The sequence below is a fragment of the Leucobacter sp. GX24907 genome (assembly GCF_053567335.1).
In genome coordinates, this window is the sequence record NZ_JBSGPD010000003.1 from 126,549 (window position 1) to 147,102 (window position 20,554).

At 64.3% G+C, this 20,554-nt stretch carries 17 protein-coding genes; 15 read left to right on the plus strand and 2 right to left on the minus strand.

The genetic code is table 11. The features are described 5' to 3' along the window. Window positions 1-320 precede the first annotated feature (320 nt). From ACUYV6_RS05680 to infB, 9 genes are all read left to right on the plus strand, one after another. Window positions 321-614, plus strand: coding sequence for a WXG100 family type VII secretion target (locus tag ACUYV6_RS05680; protein WP_449277686.1), 294 nt, complete (start codon window positions 321-323; stop codon window positions 612-614). Between the two features lie 80 nt (window positions 615-694). Next, complete coding sequence (locus ACUYV6_RS05685) at window positions 695-991, plus strand: hypothetical protein (protein WP_449277687.1); 297 nt, start codon at window positions 695-697, stop codon at window positions 989-991. 34 nt (window positions 992-1,025) lie between these two features. Further along, on the plus strand, window positions 1,026-2,825 hold the full coding sequence (locus ACUYV6_RS05690; RefSeq protein WP_449277688.1) for a hypothetical protein: 1,800 nt from the start codon (window positions 1,026-1,028) through the stop codon (window positions 2,823-2,825). A gap of 122 nt (window positions 2,826-2,947) precedes the next feature. Continuing rightward, on the plus strand, window positions 2,948-3,361 hold the full coding sequence (locus tag ACUYV6_RS05695; protein ID WP_449277689.1) for a hypothetical protein: 414 nt from the start codon (window positions 2,948-2,950) through the stop codon (window positions 3,359-3,361). Window positions 3,362-3,363: 2 nt separating this feature from the next. Next, entirely contained in the window at window positions 3,364-3,903 is a 540-nt protein-coding gene (locus ACUYV6_RS05700; protein ID WP_449277690.1) for a hypothetical protein, read from the plus strand. Window positions 3,904-3,933: 30 nt separating this feature from the next. Continuing rightward, complete coding sequence (locus ACUYV6_RS05705; protein WP_449277691.1) at window positions 3,934-8,586, plus strand: FtsK/SpoIIIE domain-containing protein; 4,653 nt, start codon at window positions 3,934-3,936, stop codon at window positions 8,584-8,586. Window positions 8,587-8,693: 107 nt separating this feature from the next. Continuing rightward, entirely contained in the window at window positions 8,694-9,689 is a 996-nt protein-coding gene (gene nusA, locus ACUYV6_RS05710; RefSeq protein ID WP_449277692.1) for a transcription termination factor NusA, read from the plus strand. Between the two features lie 91 nt (window positions 9,690-9,780). Next, entirely contained in the window at window positions 9,781-10,038 is a 258-nt protein-coding gene (locus ACUYV6_RS05715; RefSeq protein ID WP_449277693.1) for a YlxR family protein, read from the plus strand. Window positions 10,039-10,112: 74 nt separating this feature from the next. Then, window positions 10,113-12,809: a translation initiation factor IF-2 gene (gene infB / locus ACUYV6_RS05720; protein WP_449277694.1), complete on the plus strand. Its 2,697-nt coding sequence runs from the start codon at window positions 10,113-10,115 to the stop codon at window positions 12,807-12,809. Between the two features lie 254 nt (window positions 12,810-13,063). Here the strand turns inward: infB and ACUYV6_RS05725 are convergent, their stop codons facing one another. Next, window positions 13,064-13,894, minus strand: coding sequence for a DUF805 domain-containing protein (locus ACUYV6_RS05725; protein WP_449277695.1), 831 nt, complete (start codon window positions 13,892-13,894; stop codon window positions 13,064-13,066). 124 nt (window positions 13,895-14,018) lie between these two features. On the opposite strand from ACUYV6_RS05725, the gene rbfA reads away from it, so the two are divergent. Further along, entirely contained in the window at window positions 14,019-14,447 is a 429-nt protein-coding gene (gene rbfA, locus ACUYV6_RS05730) for a 30S ribosome-binding factor RbfA (protein WP_449277696.1), read from the plus strand. A gap of 32 nt (window positions 14,448-14,479) precedes the next feature. Here rbfA and ACUYV6_RS05735 read toward each other — a convergent pair whose 3' ends face one another. Beyond that, the gene (locus tag ACUYV6_RS05735; protein WP_449277697.1) at window positions 14,480-15,364 is read right to left on the minus strand and encodes an A/G-specific adenine glycosylase; all 885 of its coding nucleotides are present in this window, start codon (window positions 15,362-15,364) and stop codon (window positions 14,480-14,482) included. 41 nt (window positions 15,365-15,405) lie between these two features. Here ACUYV6_RS05735 and truB point away from each other — a divergent pair, with 41 nt between their 5' ends. From truB to ACUYV6_RS05760, 5 genes are all read left to right on the plus strand, one after another. Next, a complete protein-coding gene (gene truB / locus ACUYV6_RS05740; protein ID WP_449277698.1) occupies window positions 15,406-16,404 on the plus strand; it encodes a tRNA pseudouridine(55) synthase TruB in 999 nt (332 codons plus the stop codon). Beyond that, the gene (locus tag ACUYV6_RS05745; RefSeq protein ID WP_449277699.1) at window positions 16,401-16,760 is read left to right on the plus strand and encodes a hypothetical protein; all 360 of its coding nucleotides are present in this window, start codon (window positions 16,401-16,403) and stop codon (window positions 16,758-16,760) included. The genes truB and ACUYV6_RS05745 overlap by 4 nt, the downstream gene beginning before the upstream one ends. Window positions 16,761-16,821: 61 nt before the next feature. Beyond that, window positions 16,822-17,277, plus strand: coding sequence for a hypothetical protein (locus tag ACUYV6_RS05750; RefSeq protein ID WP_449277917.1), 456 nt, complete (start codon window positions 16,822-16,824; stop codon window positions 17,275-17,277). Beyond that, window positions 17,274-18,233: a bifunctional riboflavin kinase/FAD synthetase gene (locus tag ACUYV6_RS05755; RefSeq protein ID WP_449277700.1), complete on the plus strand. Its 960-nt coding sequence runs from the start codon at window positions 17,274-17,276 to the stop codon at window positions 18,231-18,233. The genes ACUYV6_RS05750 and ACUYV6_RS05755 overlap by 4 nt, the downstream gene beginning before the upstream one ends. A 194-nt stretch (window positions 18,234-18,427) precedes the next feature. Beyond that, window positions 18,428-20,542 carry a DEAD/DEAH box helicase gene (locus ACUYV6_RS05760; RefSeq protein ID WP_449277918.1) on the plus strand — a complete coding sequence of 705 codons (2,115 nt, stop codon included), beginning with the start codon at window positions 18,428-18,430 and terminating at the stop codon, window positions 20,540-20,542. Window positions 20,543-20,554: the final 12 nt, after the last annotated feature.

Here is a 20,554-nt window from a genome sequence, read left to right on the forward strand (position 1 = left end):
AGATCCCTGGAGCCGGAGAGCTGTAGCGCCGCAGCTTCGTAGCGCCGCAGCTCCATCGTTTGCGTGCCGATCTCGCCTCACGTGCGGTGAATGCGGCGGTCTCAGCTCAAGTTTTCCACAATTGAGATTTTGTGGCGGTGCCCGGGTTGCGCTGTGTTGTAGTGTCTGTTCCAGCGAATCCGACTATAGGTGTAGTCGAGACAGTCTGTTGTTGGAGCGACTGGTCTTGGTGACGCCGTTGGTTTCGTGAGCGGGAAGCATTCAAGTTCACCCGATGGCGATTGGGGCGTCATCACTTCATCGAGAAGGACCTCAATCCGATGGCAAACATCACTGTCTCTTACGACGAAATCAGCGCTGCGGCGACGAAGCTGAACACCGGGCGCGGCGAGATGATCGAGAAGCTGCGCGATCTGCAGCAGCAGATCCAGTCGCTCGTCTCCTCAGGCTTCGTTACCGATACCGCGTCGAAGCGGTTCGAGACTGCATATAACGAGTACACGACTTCGGCGAACACCGTGGTCGAAAAGCTCACCGAGATCCAGCAGTTCATCCAGAACGTCGCGACGGCGCACCAGGAGATGGACTCGCAGATCGCCTCGAAGATCAACTAGCACCCCCGTCGCGGTTCGGGGTCTCAGCTCGTGCGTGCGAGCGGAGGCCTCGGCCTGCCCGAAATGGATGAGGTGCTCAGATGGGCGATTTTCGTATCGATTCCGAGGCAGCAAGCAGTGCGATCAGTTCTCTGGTGAGTGCGGCGACTCAGATGACCACGGGCAACAAGCCGCGACCCACCGCAGGGTTCGAGAGCCTGACGGGCATTGCCGGTGATGTCGATCTGTATCTGCGCGGACTGTCGGTCGCGCGCGCGGCGCTTGCCGACGCGGCGGTGACCGCCGGCCGGAGTGTGCGTGCAGTGATGGATCAGGCCTCCACGCTCGATGCGGAACTGGGGGCAGCGTTGGACGCCGACTTTGCGGTGAGGAGGTGATTCTGTGTATGTGCCTGCTGGTTCGGAGAGTGTGTTGAGCAGTCCGTCTCCGATCAAGGGCAGCGTCGAGGCGATCGAGAGCGCGAAGGCGTTCGCGAACGATCTCGTGAGTGACTGTCATTGGTTCGAGATGTCGACCATGCAAGCGTCGATTGGCTTGACCTCGTCGAGCAGTGATGCGATCACAAAGACGAAGAGCAAGATCGACACGACGCTCAGCACTGGTAACAAGGGACTCGCGCAGAGCGCGGATGACGCAGCCGGCGGGTTCAAGACGTATGCCTCCGAGGTGGATCGCATTCACGGCGATGCGCGGAAGGCCCGGGAGCGGGTGCAGGATGCGCTCAATGACATCCGAATTCAGTCGACCGCGATCGAAGAGATCAGCGAGGCGATCAATGTCACGGTTGCGATGACCTGGAACGGTCCGCCGTCCCCGACGATGCCGACGCCAGTGCTGGGCTTGGACGCGCCGGAAATGGATACGGACGCGCAGGAGCGGCATCTGCAAATGCTCGAGACCACGTATGCGCTGGGCTGGCAGGCGGCGGTGATGCGGTGGCAGTCCGCTGCTGACAGCATCGAGTCGGATCGCGGGAAGTGGGAAGACCTCATCACGGAGCGCCGCTCAGCGGAACGAGCACTACTGACTGTGCTCGCGGGTACGGAGATTGGTCAATTGATCATCCTCGGAGCAGCGCCTGGGTCATCTGGCCTGAAGCGCACTATCGCCCACGCTGTTTCAGGTGAGCTGTGGGGCAGCACCAGCCATTCGGATGACCCCAAGATCGCCAGACTGCTCAGCGGAGACCTTACTCCGGAACAGGTTGCCGCCGCATGGCAGGACCTGCTGGATGACCAGTCGGGCAAATACAAAGCTGATGAGCTGCTGGTCGACTATGCCGATGTTCTTGGTGCGCTCGATGGGATTCCGATCATGGCGAGGATCGAAGCGAATCGAAACCGCGTACCCGCACTGCTAGGCGCGGCCGAGGCACGACTTGCTGCAGAGCATGCCAGCGGCGCTGACCCTGAGGTCATCGAGTACCTCGAGCACGAGATCAGTTACTTGAAGCAAGTCGCCTCGAGTGATGTGCAGCTCTACCTGTACGACCCCAGCAAATCCCGCATCATCGAGATGATCGGCACTCCCGGCCCTGAAACAGCCCGCGCCGTCACGTATGTGCCGGGTACGTACACCGGCATGGACTCCTTTTTCACAGGCGGTGTGCAGCAGATCTCGAGTTACCTGGAGGGCAGCCTCCCGGGAACCGTGGCGTTCGTCTATAAGGATGGTTTCTTTCCAGGTGAGAACCACGGCAGACTCGGTGACCCGAACTACTTCCGAATTACTGAGGCCAACAACCAAGGCGACACGTTGGAGGCAGGGAGGCAACTTGCCGCGTTCGAAGCCGGGATGCGAGCCGACCAGGCCCTGCGCAACGTGGAACAGGTCGCTATCGGGCACAGCTGGGGTCTTGCGAACGTCGTGTCGTCGGAGGAAGCCGGCGTTCGCTACGACAAGGTGATCTCGCTTGCGGGCGCGGGCATGCCGGAGGGATGGAAGCCCAAGGCGGGCACCGAGTACTCCAACCTGTTCTACTACGACGTCTTGATCCACGCGCAGACGAAGGGTGTGGTGTGGAAGGGCAATAACCCGATGTACAGCACCGACTTCGAGCAGCATTACTACTTCGACGATCGCATCAAGGGGAACTATCTCAATACCGGTGAGGAGTTCGACGTGCTATTCGACAACCACAACCGCATCACGCGCGACAGTGAAGACAACAAAGACGCACTAGAAGATATGAAGGAACTCGCAGAGCAATGAACGTTTTGAAGAGATTCATATCTGTGTGCGTGGTCGCTGGTATCGCAGTTTCTAGCGGGTGCAGCATGCTCGGGAAGGACACAGATGAACGACCGACTGAGTCAACGCAGCAGGAGCAAGAAATGAACGAACTGACCTGGGAAGAAGCGAAAGCAGTCGCTCAGAAGAAAGAACTCGAGATCGCTGACCTTATCCCCAAAGACCTGGTGGTGAGTGTGGATCAAGAGTCAATGGGAATGATGCTCTCCTGTGACGAGACAAGGCATAACTGGAATGGAGCTACGACGGTCACCCTTGTGGGCGGCGCCGATATTGAATCGCTCGTGAAAGACATCGAAGGTCATTATAGTGCAGTCGATATTGAAGTCTCTGCTAAGAGGAGCGTTAAAGGAAACTACCGAATCCAGGTCCTGCCCCCGACCGAAGGCGAGAACTACATTGTCGTCGCAGATCTAGAGCCGGATCGGCTGCGCATCGCTTCCGGTTCGGCCTGCTTCACGCTCCCCGAGGGCATCTATCCCGGTGGGAAATTCTGATCATGAAGGTCGTGAAGACATTCGCCGTTATCTTCGGGGTACTTACTCTGGTGGCGTTTCTCGCCCCGTTCGCGCTTCAGGCCGATTCAGACGGAGCCGCATGGGGCATGTTCTTGTTGGCTATGTTCGCCTGGTATATCGTCGGTCCAGTCTTTCTCATTGGCACAACGATCATGGCCGCGGTGTGGTCGGTGCTGCATGTCAGAGATGCTGAGACCAGCGACAGCCGCCGCCGGGTCATGGTGCGACGTTGGGTGGCTACCAGCCTTATCGAGGTCGTGATAGCCGTATGTCTACTCGCGCTCCCGCATGTCCTCCCAGAACCGATCCCTGCGTTAATTTTCGGTCTAGTGGTCACGACGACGGGCATATCGACACTCGTTGTCGCCCTGCACGTGCGTGCGGAGAGAGCTGGTGCTCCTGCGATGAAAATGTGGCATGTGGTGGTCGTAGTGCTTGTATCGATCGCGGGGCTGATGACCCTCCTCATGATCGTGCTCAACTGGGTGTTGACCCCGGCCGACATTCCAGCAATGCGGTAACGACAGCGCGGACTACACCGATAGCGAACCATGAAGTTCCGGGTCTCAGTAGTGCTGCCGCAGAACGGCAGACCGAGCACGACGCACGACATCACGCTTTCGTGCGACGTCACCGCGACTGTCTCCGACATCGCGCACGCGCTCGTCCGTGCGGGCCTCAGCGGCGACCCCCGACTCGACCGAATCGCAGCTGAGAGGCTCGCGCCGATCACCCTGCGTGCCCTGCCGGGAACGGCTGACCACTACGTCATGCTCGACCCGATGACCTCTGTCGGCGCCTCCGGGCTGCAGTCGGGCTGGATCCTGCAACCGCTCCTCGAGATCGCCGGGCAGGGGGAGAGCATACGCCTGATCCCGTTGGCGGGCAGCATCGAAGTACTGAACGGCAAACAGCGCGGCGTGCAGTTCAGCCTGATCACCGGCAGCAACCACATCGGCCGGGATCGTATGAGCCGGGTGCACCTGCACGATCCCGGAGTGTCGCGCCGCCACGCGACGATCACGGTGGACGAAGTTGGAAACACGACGATCATTGACACCGGATCAGCCAACGGCCTGCTGATTGGCGGCGAGCGCTACAGCGAATACCTGGTCACGAGAATTACTACCGTGAGTCTCGGCGAAACCGAGATCCGAATTACGCCCGGCCCGGCCACGCGCGAGACATCCCGCTTCGCCCACCGGATCCTGCACACTCGTGCCCCGAGAATCGCGCCGCGCTTCAGGTCCTCGGAACGAGAGCTGCCCGCTCCTCCGAAACCAGCCCAGCCCAGCCGCATTCCGATGCTCGCCATGCTCGCACCGATGCTTCTCGGCGGCGTCATGTTCGCGATCACCCGGTCGCCGATGAGCCTCATGATGATCGCCTTCTCCCCGATGATGATGATCGGATCCTGGATCGACGGCAAGCTGAACGGAAAACGCCGGTTGAAGAAGGACACCGCGCGATTCGCTGAAGACCTTGCGGAGGAACAGACGGAGCTCGTGCAGCTGCGACAGCGGGAGATCGAAGTGCGCGCGACGGAGACCCCCACCGTCGATGAGGTGAGAACTGCGATCACTCGCCGCGACGAACTCCTGTGGACCCGCCGCCCCGAGCACCGTGCCTTCCTCGAAGTGCGATTCGGAGAAGGCGTGTTGCCGAGCAGAACCGTGCTCAAACTTCCGACGCGAGGAGAATCCCCGCGTGAGCACTGGCAGATGCTGAAGAGCATGGTCGAGTCGTTCGAGCAGGTCTCACCCGTTCCCGTCATCGAACGGTTCGACCGCTGCGGGTCGATCGGCGTCGCCGGCGACCGCATTTGGGCAGAGGGTCTCGCGACCTCACTCGTGCTCCAGCTCGTGGGCCTCCATTCACCCTACGAGTTGGTGCTCGCCTGCTTCGCGGGGCCCCGGCACGCCGAGAGCTGGGGTTGGCTGAAATGGTTGCCCCACGTCGACCCGGTGGCGAGCCCGATTCCGACCTGGCAGCTCGCAGACACCGAGCAGAGCTCGCTGCGCCTGCTCATCGCGCTCGAAGGCCTGCTCGAAGCCCGCAGTGCCGCCTCGCACGGCAGAGGATCGGGCACCCGCTCCCATCTCGACGTCGACACGCGCAACGATGACGGCCAGGGCGACGCCGTGACCGGTCTGCCCACGATCCCGGCGGTCGTCGTGCTCGTGCTCGAAGACCGCTTCGTCGACCAGTCGAGGCTCATCGAGTTGGGAGAGACGGGCCCAGATCATGGCATCCACCTGCTCTGGGTCGCGCAAGATCGGGCAGCAACCCCGGCAGCCTGCCGCACCTTCGTCGAACTCGGAACGGCCGACGGAGTCGTGAATTTCGTGCGCTCGGGATCCAGGGTGCCGCTCACCCGTGTCGATCACCTGGACTCGCTCGTGGCCAACGGTCTCGCGCGCCGTCTCGCCCCTGTGGAGGATTCGGCCGCGCGCGTGCTCGACGAGAGCGATCTGCCGAAGGCCGTGAATTTGCGAGAACTGCACGAGGTCGACCTGCTCGGCGGCGCCGGGCCCATCCTGCAATCCTGGGAGCGCACGGGATCACTTATCTCGGCCTGGCAACAGGGGCAGGATCGCCCTCCGGTGTCGCTTGCAGCTGTCGTCGGGCAGGGCCCCGACGGGCCCGCCGAGATCGACCTGCGCATCCATGGCCCGCACGCCCTCGTCGGCGGGACGACGGGAGCGGGCAAATCCGAGTTCCTGCAGACCTGGATCATGAGTATGGCCTCCAGGGTGAGCCCGGATCGCCTGACCTTCCTGATGGTCGACTACAAGGGCGGCGCCGCCTTCGCAGAGTGCGTCGACCTGCCGCACACCGTCGGACTCGTCACCGACCTCAGCCCGCACCTCGTGCGCCGAGCGCTCACGTCGCTCAGAGCAGAGCTTCACTACCGGGAGGAACTGCTCGCCGCCCACGGAGCGAAAGACCTCATATCGATGGAGCGACGCTCCGACCCCGCGGCGCCTCCCGTGCTCATCATCGTCATCGACGAATTCGCGACGCTTGCGAGAGAGGTTCCCGAGTTCGTCGACGGCGTCATCGATGTCGCGCAGCGCGGGCGCTCACTCGGACTGCACCTCGTTATGGCGACGCAGCGCCCCGCGGGAGTCATCAAGGACAACCTCCGTGCGAACACCAATCTCCGAGTGGCACTGCGCATGGCCGACGAATCCGATAGCAAAGACGTCATCGGTGTTGTCGACTCCGCATTCTTCGACGCCGAGGCACCGGGGCGAGGCGCCATCAAGGTAGGACCGGGCAGAATCTCTCACTTCCAGACCGGCTACCTCGGTGGGCGCGCATCACAACATGATCGTGCGCCGGAGATCGAGCTGCGATCCCTCGGCTTCCTCGAGGGAGAGCCCTGGGCCATCCCCGCAGAACCCGCGGTATCCGCGAAGCCCGCTTCGACCGAGGCGCAGGCCCGGGACATCGAGCGCCTCCGCGACGGCATCATCGAGGCGAACCGCGCCGCCGGTCTGCGATCGCCTCGGAGGCCGTGGCTCGATGAGCTCCCGACGGCGCTGAATCTGGAGGACCTTCGGAAGATGCGCAGCATGGGAGACGGTCGAGGCCCCGTCATCGGTCTGCGTGACGACCCGGAGGCTCAGACGCAGTACCCGGTCTCGATCGATTTCGAGGAGGTCGGCAGCATGGCGATCATCGGCGCGGGTGGCACCGGCAAGACCAGCGCGCTGCTGACTCTCGCTGCGGCGCTCAGCAGCGCTGCGGCCGAAGATCCCGTGCGCATCTACGGAATCGACGCCGCGAACGGCGCACTCGATACGGTCAGCCCGCTGCCGACGGTGGGCGCCGTGGCCAAGCTGAGCGACACCGAACTCGCGAACCGCGTGCTGCAGCACATGACCGAGCTCATCTCCGAACGCGGTCCGCGGTACGCCGCAGCGCGCGCGGGATCCCTGGCCGCTTACCGGAGGTCCCCCGGAGGCGCCGCAGAACCCCGGGTGTTCCTGCTGCTCGACGGATTCGCCGCGTTCAGGCAGTCGGTCGAGTCGATCAGCGGGACTGAGCAGCCGCTTCAGAAACTGTCGGAGATCATGATGAACGGTCGTGCGGTCGGGGTGCACGTCGTCATCACGAGCGACCGCCCGTCGGCGATCCCGGCATCGATGGCCGCGAATCTGCAGCAGCAGTTCTCACTGCGACTCGCGAACCCGAACGACTACGGCGCACTCGGGATCAAGAGCGATGCGCTGGAAGACGCACCTCCGGGCCGAGCAGTCGCCGCAGGCGATACGCGTGAGCTCCATCTCGCGCTGGTAGACGGAAGGAGTGAGCTCTCCTCTCAGGCACGAGGTATCGAAGCGCTCGCCGCGGCATTGCATCGTGATGGGATCGCGCAAGTGCCCGAGATCGTGAAGGCGCCAGCTGAGATCCCGATCGTCGACCTGCCGGTCAGCTCCGCCGGTCGACCGATCTACGGGATCAACGTGCGGAGCTTCGATCCGATCTCCATGCCGACCCGCGGTCTCGGAGTCGTGGCCGGTCCGAGCGGAGCGGGTCTGTCACAGGGAATGCTGAGTTGCGTAGCCGCCCAGGAGCGCTTCGCTGCCGAACAGGGGGAACCAGTCGATACGATTCTGCTGTCGTTCGTCGACGACGGCCTGCAGCGCTCCCGGGAATGGGGACGCATCGCTGCATCCGAAGAAGAGATTGAACGACTCGCGGAGAAGCTGGTGGTCGCCCTCGGAGGACGGCCACCGGCTCGTCGGAGCAATGGGATCTTCGGCGGCGGTCTGATTGGCGACCCCGGCCCCGCACCCTCGAACGCGAAGCAAGACGACAGTTCCGATCCGGCCTCTGGGGACAAGCTGGAGTTTCCCGCGGCTGGGGCCACCGGAGTGATCGTCGTCGAACGGCCGGCCGAAGCGGAAGGATCGGCGGCGCTGTCGCACCTTGTTGCCCTCGCAAAGGCGGCCCGACGCTCGAACGTTCTCGTGCTCTTCGAGTACGAGATGGGCGCGGCGAGCGCGATCTGGGATCTCTACCAGGCGCTGAAGCAACCCACCTGGGGGCTCTCGCTGCAACCCGACGACGGCGAATCGCAGAGCCCCTTCCGCGAGAGTCTCGGTAGAGTGAAGCGTGCGGACTTTCCTCCGGGGCGTGGGTTCGCGATCGAAGGCGGCCGGACGACGCCGGTGCACGTCGCTCGCGCAGGCTGAGAGCGCGCCGCCGAACGTGGGGTATTCTGAGGCCTCGGCCTGCTGCCCGTTGGGGCGGTGGGCCGAGACAGCTGAATAGACATCTCAATACCACCGAGGAGGCCACTGTGAAGATCGAACTCGTGACGCTGCGACAGATCGAGCGCGAGAAGGAGATCCCCTTCGACGAGCTCGTCGAGATCATCGAGCAGGCGATCCAGTCCGCGTATCTGCGCCACGCCGAGAATCAGAACCTCTCCATCCCGAAGGAGGATGAGGTCCGCGTCACTCTCGACCGAAAGACCGGTGACATCTCGGTTCTCGTGCCCGAGGTTGATGAGCAGGGACAGGTGATCGGAGAGGCCTATGTAACCGCCGATGAATTCGGCCGTGTCGCTTCCAGTGCTGCCAAGCAGGTCATCAACCAGCGCCTTCGCGACCTCTCCGACGATGCGGTACTCGGGTCGTTCAAGGATCGCGAGGGGCAGATCGTCTCCGGCGTCGTGCAGCAGGGGCCGAACCCGCGCATGGTGCACGTCGACCTGGGAGAGCTCGAAGCGATTCTGCCTCCTGAGGAGCAGGCTCCCGGTGAGGAGTACCCCCACGGCACCCGCCTGAGGGTATACGTGACCAGCGTCTCCAAGGGTCTGAAGGGGCCTCAGGTGGTGGTGTCCCGTACGCACCCAGGCCTGGTTCGACGCCTCTTCGAGCTCGAGGTGCCCGAGCTCAACCAGGGCATCGTTGAGATCGTCTCGCTGGCACGCGAGGTCGGGCATCGCACCAAGGTCGCGGTGCGCGCGAAGCAGCCGGGCATTAACGCCAAGGGCACCTGCATCGGCGAGATGGGGCGCCGCGTACGCGCGGTCATGAGTGAGCTCGGTGAAGAGAAGATCGACATCGTCGACTATGCGCCCGAACTGCCGGCCTTCGTCGCGAATGCGCTCTCGCCTGCGAAGGTGACCGACGTCTTCATGCTGAACGAATCGCTGAAGCAGGTGCGGGCGCTGGTTCCCGACTTCCAACTCTCGCTCGCGATCGGCAAGGAAGGCCAGAACGCTCGACTCGCTGCGAAGCTGACCGGCGCGAAGATCGACATCCAGCCCGATTCAATCATGAACGATTGACGTCTCATCGTTCGCGGTGGGGTGCGGCATGATCCGCACCCCACCGCGAACGACACGGCGAGGAGACGCTGGGAAGAGGGAAGCTGGTAGGATGGTTGCGCTTCGAACCTGCGTTGCGTGTCGCGTGTGCGCGCCGCGTGCTGAACTGCTGAGAGTAGTGCTGCGAGATGGTCGGCTCATCGCCGACGATCGCAAGGTGCTGCCGGGTAGGGGAGCCTGGGTGCATCCCACGGCGCAGTGTTTGGAACGAGCAGTGTCGCGCGGAGTATTTTCGCGGGCGCTCAAGGTATCGGGGAAGCCCGATGCCAGCCCACTAGAGAACAGGCTGAAAACACTCATGGACAACTAATGAGCGGCTCAAAATGAGGCCCGTCCGATAACTATGGTTCTCGCCTGTCTGGCGTGAACCCAGACAGGAGAAATGTGGCAAACCCACGCGTACACGAGATCGCTACGGAGATCGGTGTCGATAGCAAGGTCGTTCTGGCCAAGCTGAAGGAGATGGGGGAGTTCGTCAAGGCGCCCTCCTCCGCAATCGCGCCTCCCGTGGCGCGCAAGGTCAAGGCCGCGTTGCAGGCTGAAGGCGTCGCGAAGCCCGCGGGCGGAAGCGATGATTCAGCGAAGCCGGCGGCGAAGAAGGCGGCAGGCCCGAAGCCGGGCGCTGCTGCCCCGAAGCCGGGGCCCAAGGCGCCCGCCAAGAAGAAGGATGAGGCGCCGCAGGCTCCAGCTGCTGAGGCTGAGTCGAAGAGCGCCGACGCCAAGTCGGACCCCGCAGCTCCGAAGCCGAACGCAGCGAAGACCGCTGCGCCGAAGCCGGGTGGATCAGCGCCGAAGCCCGGGGCCCCGAAGCCTTCGGGCCCGCGTCCGGGTAACAACCCGTTCGCCTCGAGCCAGGGCATGGGAATTCCGCGCCCGCCGCGTCCGGGTAACAACCCGTTCGCCGCAAGCCAGGGCATGGGTCGCGGCAACCGTCCGAACCCGGGAAACATCCCGCGGCCGTCGCCGCGCCCGCAGGGCGCAGGTGCCGGACGTCCGGGTGCTCCGGGTCGTCCCGGTGGCGCAGGTCGTCCCGGAGGCCCGGGTCGCCCGGGTCGTCCCGGCGGTGGCGGTGCTCCGGGTGGAGGCTTCGGTGCTCCGCGCCCGGGTGGTGGCTTCGCAGGTCGCGGTCGCGGTGGTCGTGGTGCCGGAACGGCCGGTGCATTCGGCCGAGGCGGCTCCAAGAGCAAGGCACGCAAGTCGAAGCGGGCGAAGCGGCAAGAATTCGAGATGCGGCAGGCTCCGTCGATTGGCGGCGTCCAGGTACCTCGCGGTGACGGGAATACCCCGGTCCGGCTGCGCCGCGGCGCATCGCTCTCCGACTTCGCGGACAAGATCGATACGAGTGCATCGAACCTCGTGACTATCCTCTTCCACCTGGGTGAGATGGCGACGGCTACGGAGTCGCTCGACGAGGCGACGTTCGAGATTCTCGGCGACGAGCTCGGCTACAAGATCCAGATCGTCTCTCCTGAAGACGAGGATCGCGAGCTGCTCGAGGGCTTCGACATCGACATCGAGAGCGAGCTCGAGGATGAGGGCGATGACGTCCTGCAGCCTCGTCCGCCGGTCGTCACAGTCATGGGTCACGTCGATCACGGTAAGACCCGACTGCTCGATGCGATTCGTAAGGCAAACGTGGGCGGCGGCGAGGCCGGTGGCATCACGCAGCACATCGGCGCATACCAGGTGCACACCGAGCACGACGGTGTGGATCGCGCCCTGACCTTCATCGATACCCCGGGTCACGAGGCGTTCACCGCCATGCGTGCCCGTGGTGCGCAGGTCACGGATATCGCGATTCTCGTGGTCGCGGCTGACGACGGCATCATGCCGCAGACGATTGAGGCGTTGAACCACGCCCAGTCGGCTGGTGTGCCGATCGTGGTCGCAGTCAACAAGATCGATAAAGAAGGCGCGAACCCGGAGAAGGTGCGACAGCAGCTCACCGAGTTCGGGCTGGTCGCTGAGGAGTGGGGCGGCGACGTCATGTTCCGTGACGTCTCTGCGAAGAACGACCTCGGCATCAACGAACTGCTCGATGCTGTTCTGCTCACCGCTGACGCGGGTCTCGATCTGCGTGCGAACCCTGACAAGGATGCTCGCGGTGTCGCGATCGAAGCGAAGCTCGACAAGGGACGCGGCGCAGTGGCGACCGTTCTGATCCAGTCGGGAACGCTGCGCGTCGGCGATGCGATCGTTGCGGGTACCGCCTACGGGCGCGTGCGTGCGATGAGCGATGAGAACGGCGACGCCGTGGCCGAGGCGCTGCCCTCGCGGCCGGTGCTCGTGCAGGGTCTGTCAACGGTGCCCCGCGCCGGTGACAACTTCATCGTCACTTCCGAGGACCGCACCGCGCGTCAGATCGCTGAGAAGCGTGAGGCCGCGGAGCGCAACGCACTCCTGGCGAAGGCGCGCAAGCGCATCAGCCTCGAGGACTTCACGAAGGCGCTCGAGGATGGCAAGGTCGAGTCGCTCAACCTGATCATCAAGGGAGACGTGTCGGGTGCTGTGGAGGCGCTCGAGGAGTCGCTCATGAAGATCGAGGTCGACGAGTCGGTGCAGCTGCGTATCTTGCACCGTGGCGTCGGTGCCGTCACCGAGAGCGACATCGATCTCGCGACGATCGACAATGCGATCGTCATCGGCTTCAATGTGCGCCCCGACGTCAAAGCCCGCGAGCGCGCACAGCGCGAGGGAATCGACATCCGGTTCTACAACGTCATCTACAACGCGCTGGATGACATCGAGAGCTCGCTCAAGGGCATGCTCAAGCCGGAATACGAGGAAGTTCAGTCGGGTGTGGCGGAGATCCGAGAGGTGTTCCGCTCGTCGAAGTTCGGCAACATCGCTGGTGTCATCGTTCGCAGTGGCACCATCACACGCAACGCGAAGGCGCGTGTGATCCGCGAGGGCGTGGTGCTCGCCGACGGCCTGGCGATCGAGTCGCTGCGTCGCTTCAAGGACGACGTCACCGAAGTCAAGACCGACTTCGAGTGCGGTATCGGTCTCGGGAAGTTCAACGACATCCAGATCGGCGATGAGATCGAGACGACTGAGATGGTGGAGAAGCCCCGCGACTAGTGCGGCTTCGCTACGACGACTGAGGGGGATCGGCTTCGGCCGGTCCCCCTTTTCGTTGCCCAGTCAAGTAAGGACGGCGGTGCACAGCCGTTGCAATGCGAGCTGGTGACGGCACAACGAGGACGGTGCGGCGCAAGCCGGATGCGGTGCAAGCCAGATACGGCATAGACGAGGTGTCTGGAAGGGGCCTCCTGAAAACAGACCGAGGGCCCGGCATCGATGATGCCGGGCCCTCGGGGTGGGACTGCGCTTGATTACTGACGATCGAAGCGGCGGCCCTCCGGCTTCGACGGCATGATCGTGAGCACGATGTACGCGATGTTCGCGATCCAGCCGATGTAGTTGAGGAAGGGGATCATTCCGGCGATGTTGATGAGCCACAGCGTGCCGGGGAAGTTGGCGTCGTGCAGACGGCGCCAACCGATGGCGATCGACGGGATCAACAGCGCAAGCGCGATGACGCCGTACAGGATGCCGCCGATGACCAGCATGGCAACGGAGCCGGCGGTCGGGCCGGAGCTGTAACCGTAGTCGTAGCTGTCGTAGGAGGCGGCCGAGGCGATCACGCCGAAGAGACCGATCATCAGGAAGATGCCCGGGATCAGCATGACGAGGAACTGGAACAGGTAAGCGAACCAGAACTCGCTGCGCGATGCGCGGCCGTCGAACTTCGCGTAACCCTTGAAGAAGCGGCGGATGGCCTGACCGAAGCTCGCACCGTAGAGCGGGCGAGTCATGTCATCGGCATCGGATGCGCCGTTGAATGCGCCTCCGGGGCCCGGGTCGCCGACGAAGCCACCCGCTGCCTGCTGCGAGTACTGGGGTGCGGCTCCCGGTGCGGCGTACTGCTGCTGGCCGGGTGCGGCGTACTGCGGCTGCTGCGGTGCCTGCGGCTGCTGGGGAGCCTGTGGCTGCTGCGGCTGCTGCGGTGCCTGGGGAGGCTGCGGCTGCGAATTCGACGTAGGTGCGCTCGGTGCCTGGGGCGGTACCGGAGGCACGGGCGGCTGGGGAGCGCCGCTCTCAGGGTTGGGGCTGCCCGGGTTTCCGTTCTGCTCCGGACCATCAGTGTTGGGCGGAAGAGTCATTATCGCCTCTCTGTGTGCTGGTTATTCGGCGTCACCCTCTGGTGATTGCATATACAGCCTAGGGGGGAAAGGGTCGCCTTACCTAGAAGTCGACGCTTGTGGATGTGGCGATAAGGTGGTCGGTATGAGTAATCCACGCGCAGGAAGAGTTGCCGAGCGCATCCAGCAGATCATCGCGCGGCGACTCGAGAAGGGGCTGCGTGACCCGCGGCTCGGCTTCGTCACGATCACCGATGTGCGGGTGACCGGGGACTTGCAGAACGCCTCCGTCTTCTACACCGTGTACGGCACGGAGGAGGAGCTCGCGGACTCCGCGGCAGCGCTCAAGGCTGCCACCGGAATGCTGCGGAGCGAGGTGGGGAAGCAATTGGGCACTCGGTTGACGCCGGCGCTCGAGTTCATCCACGACGAGCTGCCTGAGAGTGCTCAGCATCTGAGCGACCTGCTCGCTGAGGCGAAGCGGCGCGATGAGGAGTCGGCTGCTCTCGCGGCTGACGCGCGGTATGCGGGCGATGAGGATCCCTACGTCAAACCTCGCGACGACGAGGACTGATCCTTCGATCTGACGACCGGCTGAGCCCTCGGTCAGGGCAGGCGTACGTGCTGTTCGAACTCGATGATGAGCCCGTCCGAGAGTAAGGAATCATAGGCGCGTCGCGGTTGCTCCGGATCACGGACGCCTCCATTCGCTGCCGCGGCGAGCGCTTCTTCCACCGGCACCGATTCCGAGGTCTCCCGAAGCAGGGCCATGATCCTCCCTCTGACCTGGCGGTCGCTGCCGGCGAATTTCGCCTGCTTCGGGCGCTTGACCGGCGCGTTGTCGGGGTAGCCCGCACCGCGCCATTCGCACCACGCGGCTATCGGGCAGTCGGAGCAGCGAGGGGAGCGTGCGGTGCAGACGATCGCACCGAGTTCCATCGCTGCAGCGTTGAATACGGCGGCCTCCGCGGGAGCCTCGGGAAGGAGCTTCTCCATGTCGTCGAGGTCGCTCGCGGCCGGCATCCCGGCAGCGGCTCGACCGTGCACGAGACGGGCGATGACGCGCCGCGTATTCGTGTCGACGACGGGATGCCGCTCGCCGTATGCGAATGCGGCCACAGCTCGGGCCGTGTAGGGGCCGATGCCGGTGAGAGCGAGCAGAGTCTCGACATCCGACGGAACACGGTCGGCGTGCTGTTCGGCAAGCTCGACGGCGGCTCGGTGCAGCCAGAGGGCTCTGCGGGGGTAGCCGAGGCGATCCCACATGCGTACGGCCTCTCCCGGGTCCTCGGACGCGAGCGCCGACGGTTGCGGCCAACGCTTGAGCCATGCTTCCCAGCGGGGGAGCACGCGGTCGACCTGTGTCTGCTGCAGCATGAATTCAGAGACGAGGATCGCCCAAGGTGAGGCATCGGCGGCGCGCCACGGCAGGTCTCTCGCCTCGGAGCGATACCAGGAACCGAGTGCCTCGGAGAGTCCAGTCGTGTCCACCCCATCAGTGTAGGAGGCGTCCGTTGACTAGGCTGATGGGGATGAGTCACGAGTCACATTTGCCGCCGCAGGGCGGGATCCTGCTGGTCGACAAAGCCGAGGGCTGGACGAGCCACGACGTCGTCGCGAAGACCCGGGGAGCCCTCCGCACCCGCAAAGTCGGGCATGCGGGCACCCTCGATCCCATGGCTACGGGATTGCTGATGCTCGGCGCCGGGCCGGCCACCCGGCTTCTCACCCATCTCGTGGGGCTCGACAAGGTGTACACGACCACGCTCCGGCTTGGCGCGACGACCGTGACCGACGACCGGGAAGGAGAGGTCGTGGCGGCGGCCGATGCGCAGGCCGTCGCAGACGTGCTGCGAGACCCCGATCGAGTGCGCGCCGCAGTCGCCGAGCTCACCGGCGCGATTGAGCAGGCGCCGAGCGCGGTCAGTGCGATCAAGGTGGATGGCCGACGCGCCTACGACCGTGTGCGCGCCGGGGAAGCGGTTGAGTTGCAGAAGCGGTCGGTGACGGTGCATCGCTTCGAGCTCGGCCAACCTCGAGCGGCTCAAGGGCTCGGTGTCGACGGCGTCGAGACCGACGTGATTGATATCGACGCGGTCATTCATTGCTCCTCGGGTACTTACGTTCGTGCGCTCGCGCGAGACCTGGGAGCAGCGCTTGGAATCGGGGGGCATCTGACCGCGCTCAGGCGAACGGAGGTTGGGCCCTTCAGCGTCGACGATGCCGTGAGTACCGAACGCATCGTCGACGGCGATGTCGGTCCGCTGCTTCTGCCGTCCGACGTGGCCGCACGGCTGTTCCCGGTTCTTCGCCTCACCGAGCAGCAGGCGATTGATCTCGGACACGGGAAGCGCATAGATCTCGAAGAGGGACAGAACTCGGAGTGGGCGCAACCTGAGGCACCGCTGGTCGCCGCGCTCTCACCGGACGGTCGTCTGATCGGCCTGGTCAAGGTGAAGCGGGGGCGGGCGCGTGTGGTGACGAATTTCCCCACCCCCGATGCTGCAGCGACCGAGAGTGGACGGCGATGATCCTCTGGTATGCCGTTGCGCAGATGATCGTCGCCCTGTTCGCGATGGTGCTGTGCATCATTACGGCGGCCCGCAAGCAGGGACCCAACGACTACACGCTCGGGGCGACGCTGCTCGTGGGGCTGCTCCTCGTCGGTCAGGTGGTCGTGTCGATCGTGCAGCCGGCGGTTGGCAACTCGGCGACGGGCGATCCTCTTGAATTCTGGATGTACCTCATCGTGGCGCTGCTGCTGCCTTTCGGGGCCGGTTTTTGGGCGCTCATCGATCGCACGCGCTGGGCGAACCTGGTGCTCGGGGTGGTCCACTTCTCGGTTGCGGTCATGGTCTATCGGATGCTGGTGATCTGGGGGGCGTGAGCTGCGACCGCGTCGGTCGGAACGGAGCGGTACACTGATCGGCGTGCCACACGAAGACCGAATGACGCGATTCTCCGCCTCGACGGAGCGTTCCGACCGTTCCACCGTGCCCGCCGATGATCGTCTCAGCGGTGCGGGTCGAGTGCTCATCGTCGTGTACGGGATTCTCGCGATCGCCGCGACCTTTCGGTCCGTCTACCAGATCCTCACGAAGTTCGACGAGGCGCCACTGGCCTACGTTCTTTCCGCGGTAGCGGGTCTCGTGTACATCTTCGCCACTATCGCGCTCTCACGACGCGGAGCGAAGTGGGCGCGGATCGCCCGAATCTGTCTCGTATTCGAGTTGGTCGGCGTACTGGTCGTCGGAACGCTCAGCTTTGTCGTGCCGCAGTGGTTCGCTCATCCGAGCGTCTGGTCATGGTTCGGCGCCGGATATCTCTGCATTCCGCTCGTGCTGCCGATTCTGGGCCTCATCTGGTTGCGACGGCGGAGTCTTGCCGGGCAGGATGCGCGATGAGAGTGCTCAGCGACTGCTCCGATTTCGCCAGAGAAGATGCCGAGGGTTCATCGCACCGTCGGCAGCGCGGCACGGCGATCGCCATCGGCAAGTTCGATGGCGTGCATCTGGGGCACCGGGCGCTGCTCGACTGCCTCATGGAAACGGCCGATCGGCGCGATCTCGAGTCAGTGGTGTTCACCTTCGCGAACAACCCGCTCAGTCATCTGCGCCCCGATGCCTGCCCGCAGCCCCTCATGAGCCGACGGCAGCGCCTCGCCGCCATTGAAGCCGCTGGTGTGAGCACCTGCGTCATGGTTCGCTTCGACGAGGCGCTCGCCTCGATTCCCGCCGAGGAGTACATTTCACGCGTGCTCGTCGGTGAGTTGAATGCCGAACACCTCATCGTGGGCTCCGACTTCCGCTTCGGTCGTGGCGGCGCCGGCGATGTGGCGTTGTTGCGGGAGCGCGCAGCCGAGCACGGATACGAGGTTTCGGTCGTGGACTCGGTCGTGGATCCCGAACTGGGCAGGATCTCGTCAACACGGGTCCGTGAAGCGATCCAACGAGGAGACGTGGAAGCCGCCGGTCGCATGCTCGGCAGAGAAGTCTCGGTCATCGGCGACGTTGTGCACGGTGATGCCCGAGGACGCGACCTCGGGTTTCCGACAGCCAATCTCGGGGGAGAGATCGAGGGGCTCGTCCCTGCCGACGGCGTCTACGCCGGTCGTGCAATTGTCGGAGGTGTCGAGCACGTCGCCGCGATCTCGGTCGGAACGAATCCGACATTCACGCCTGACGGTCAGTCGCGCGTGGAGGCGTACCTGCTCGACTTCGATGGCGACATCTACGGTGTGCGAATCGATGTGCGGTTCGTAGCGCGACTCAGGGGGATGGAGGCCTTCACCGGCATCGATCCGTTGATCGCTCGCATGCAACTCGATGTCGAAGAGACCAGGAAGCTGTTCTCTCACTGAGGTGAGGGTGCTAAGATCTCCTCAGGGTTATTCGAACCCGCCTCTCGAGCCGTTGTGCTAACGGCCTCCGCGTAGTGGCCTCTGTGTTCTGCGCGTTGCCAGGCCCATCGAGATGCACCAGCCGATCAGGAGATCAATTGGCAACCACCACTGCCGTGCGCAGCACGTCCGCGTCGAGCGCGCCTGCAAACTCTGTGCCCGCGAAGTCCGCCTCGAAGCGTGCCGGCTCATCGCGCGCGCGTCGAAAGCACTCACACAACGAGGGCATCATCCCGCTGCTTGCGCGTGCCGTACGCGAGGTCGAGGCGTCTGCTCAGCGCGGCCGCGCCACTGCCGCGAACCGCACCAAATTCCAGGTGATTGCCCTGCTCATGCGCGAGGAGCGTGCTCGCGTGAAAACCGACGAGTCGGTGAGCGACGTCGAGCGAGCTGAAACGCTGAAGCGACTTGACGGCGTCGCAGCGATCCTTGCGAAGACGGCGGCACGCGATACGTCGCTCATCACGTTGCTCGAGCCCGCCGCGACGATCACGGACTCGACACGCGCACTCAAGCGGAAGATGCTCGAGCAGGCCGGCGTCGAACTGCCCGAAGAGCCGGCGACCCCTGAGCCGGCGGCCGAGATCGTGCCGCCCGAGCTCGCAGAGCGACAGGTCGAACCGAGCGGTATCGAGGCGCGCCTGCGGGCGAATCCCTTCTTGCAGCCCGACCTCGAACACATCGGGCGTCCGACGCCCGTAGTGCGTCTCGCCAACTGGGAATTGCTGGGTCCGTTGCTGAAGTCGTTCGAGCAGGGCGGTGGAGGATCGGCCTGCATGCACCTTCCGCCTGCGCCCATTGTCGACCGGCTGGCCCCTGCTGACCGCGAGCTGATGCCGCACCAGGCGCGTTTCCTCGCCTCGGTCGGCGAGGGCCATCGCAGCTTCTTGCTCGCTGACGAACCGGGCCTCGGCAAGACCGCGCAGTCGGTCATCGCGGCCTCGGTCGCCGATGCCTACCCCTTGCTCGTCGTCGTGCCGAACGTCGTCAAGATGAACTGGGCGCGCGAGGTCGAGCGGTGGACACCGCAGCGACGAGTGACCGTGATCCATGGCGACGGCAAAGACATCGACGCCTTCGCCGACGTGTTCATCGTGAACTACGAGATCCTCGACAGGCACCTCAGCTGGATCTCACGCTTCGGGTTCAAGGGCATGGTCGTCGACGAGGCTCACATGATCAAGAATGTGCAATCGCAGCGGTCGCGCAACGTGCTCACGATCGCCGACCGCATCCGCGAACGCACTCCGGGCGGTCCGCTGCTCATCGCATTGACCGGTACGCCGCTCATCAACGACATCGATGACTTCCGTGCCATCTGGCGCTTCCTCGGGTGGACGGATGCAGACAAGCCCCGCGCTGAGCTGCTCGCGAAACTCGAGAGCAACGGCTATACGCCGGTCGATTCGGCGTTCTATCCGGCGGCGCGGCAGGCCGTGGTCGACATGGGCGTTGTGAGGCGCCGCAAGATCGATGTCGCAGCAGACCTGCCGTCGAAGCGGGTGGTGGATCTGCCTGTCGAGCTGGATGACGAGGCCGGCCGTGGCTTGCGCGAGGCGGAGCAGAAGCTCGCCCGCAAGCTCGTGGAGCGCTTCGGTGCGGTAAAGCGCGGCAAGCTCGGTGCGAAGCTCGACGACGAAGCGATCATCCGCATGGTGTGCGCGCAGGAGCTCGAGGAATCGAATGCGTCGGCCGATGGGATGAACGTCTTCACAGTGGTCAGGCAGATCGGTCTTGCCAAGGCCGGGCTCGCCGCCGACTATACGGCGCAGCTCGCCCGCTCGGTCGGGAAGGTCGTGTTCTTCGCGAAGCACATCGAGGTCATGGATCGGGTCGAGCGACAGCTCGCCGAGCAGGGTCTCGGGACCATCTCCATTCGTGGCGATCAGACCGCGGAGTTCCGTCAGCGTCAGATCGACGCGTTCAACACCGACCCCGAGGTGTCGGTTGCCGTGTGCTCGCTGACCGCCGCCGGCGTCGGAGTGAACCTGCAGGCCTCCTCGAACGTCGTGCTCGCCGAGCTCAGCTGGACCGATGCTGAGCAGACGCAGGCAATCGACCGCGTCCACCGTATCGGGCAAGATGAGCCGGTCACCGCCTGGCGCATCGTCGCCGCCCAGACGATCGACGCGAAGATCGCCGAGCTCATCGATGGCAAGGCCGGTCTCGCGGCGCGCGCACTCGACGGGGCCGCGGGCCCGACCGGAGAAGAGGAATCGGTGCAGCTGCGGGCGCTCATGGCGGTGCTGCAGTCCGCGCTCGCCTCCTGAGGCCCCGGAGCC

Bases quoted from the DNA above. Each gene is read 5' to 3' on its own strand.
- ACUYV6_RS05680 (WP_449277686.1), top strand. From the start codon at position 321: ATGGCAAACATCACTGTCTCTTACGACGAAATCAGCGCTGCGGCGACG.
- ACUYV6_RS05685 (WP_449277687.1), top strand. From the start codon at position 695: ATGGGCGATTTTCGTATCGATTCCGAGGCAGCAAGCAGTGCGATCAGT.
- ACUYV6_RS05695 (WP_449277689.1), top strand. From the start codon at position 2,948: ATGAACGAACTGACCTGGGAAGAAGCGAAAGCAGTCGCTCAGAAGAAA.
- ACUYV6_RS05700 (WP_449277690.1), top strand. From the start codon at position 3,364: ATGAAGGTCGTGAAGACATTCGCCGTTATCTTCGGGGTACTTACTCTG.
- ACUYV6_RS05705 (WP_449277691.1), top strand. From the start codon at position 3,934: ATGAAGTTCCGGGTCTCAGTAGTGCTGCCGCAGAACGGCAGACCGAGC.
- ACUYV6_RS05715 (WP_449277693.1), top strand. From the start codon at position 9,781: ATGGTTGCGCTTCGAACCTGCGTTGCGTGTCGCGTGTGCGCGCCGCGT.
- ACUYV6_RS05725 (WP_449277695.1), bottom strand. From the start codon at position 13,894: ATGACTCTTCCGCCCAACACTGATGGTCCGGAGCAGAACGGAAACCCG.
- rbfA (WP_449277696.1), top strand. From the start codon at position 14,019: ATGAGTAATCCACGCGCAGGAAGAGTTGCCGAGCGCATCCAGCAGATC.
- truB (WP_449277698.1), top strand. From the start codon at position 15,406: ATGAGTCACGAGTCACATTTGCCGCCGCAGGGCGGGATCCTGCTGGTC.
- ACUYV6_RS05745 (WP_449277699.1), top strand. From the start codon at position 16,401: ATGATCCTCTGGTATGCCGTTGCGCAGATGATCGTCGCCCTGTTCGCG.
- ACUYV6_RS05750 (WP_449277917.1), top strand. From the start codon at position 16,822: ATGACGCGATTCTCCGCCTCGACGGAGCGTTCCGACCGTTCCACCGTG.
- ACUYV6_RS05755 (WP_449277700.1), top strand. From the start codon at position 17,274: ATGAGAGTGCTCAGCGACTGCTCCGATTTCGCCAGAGAAGATGCCGAG.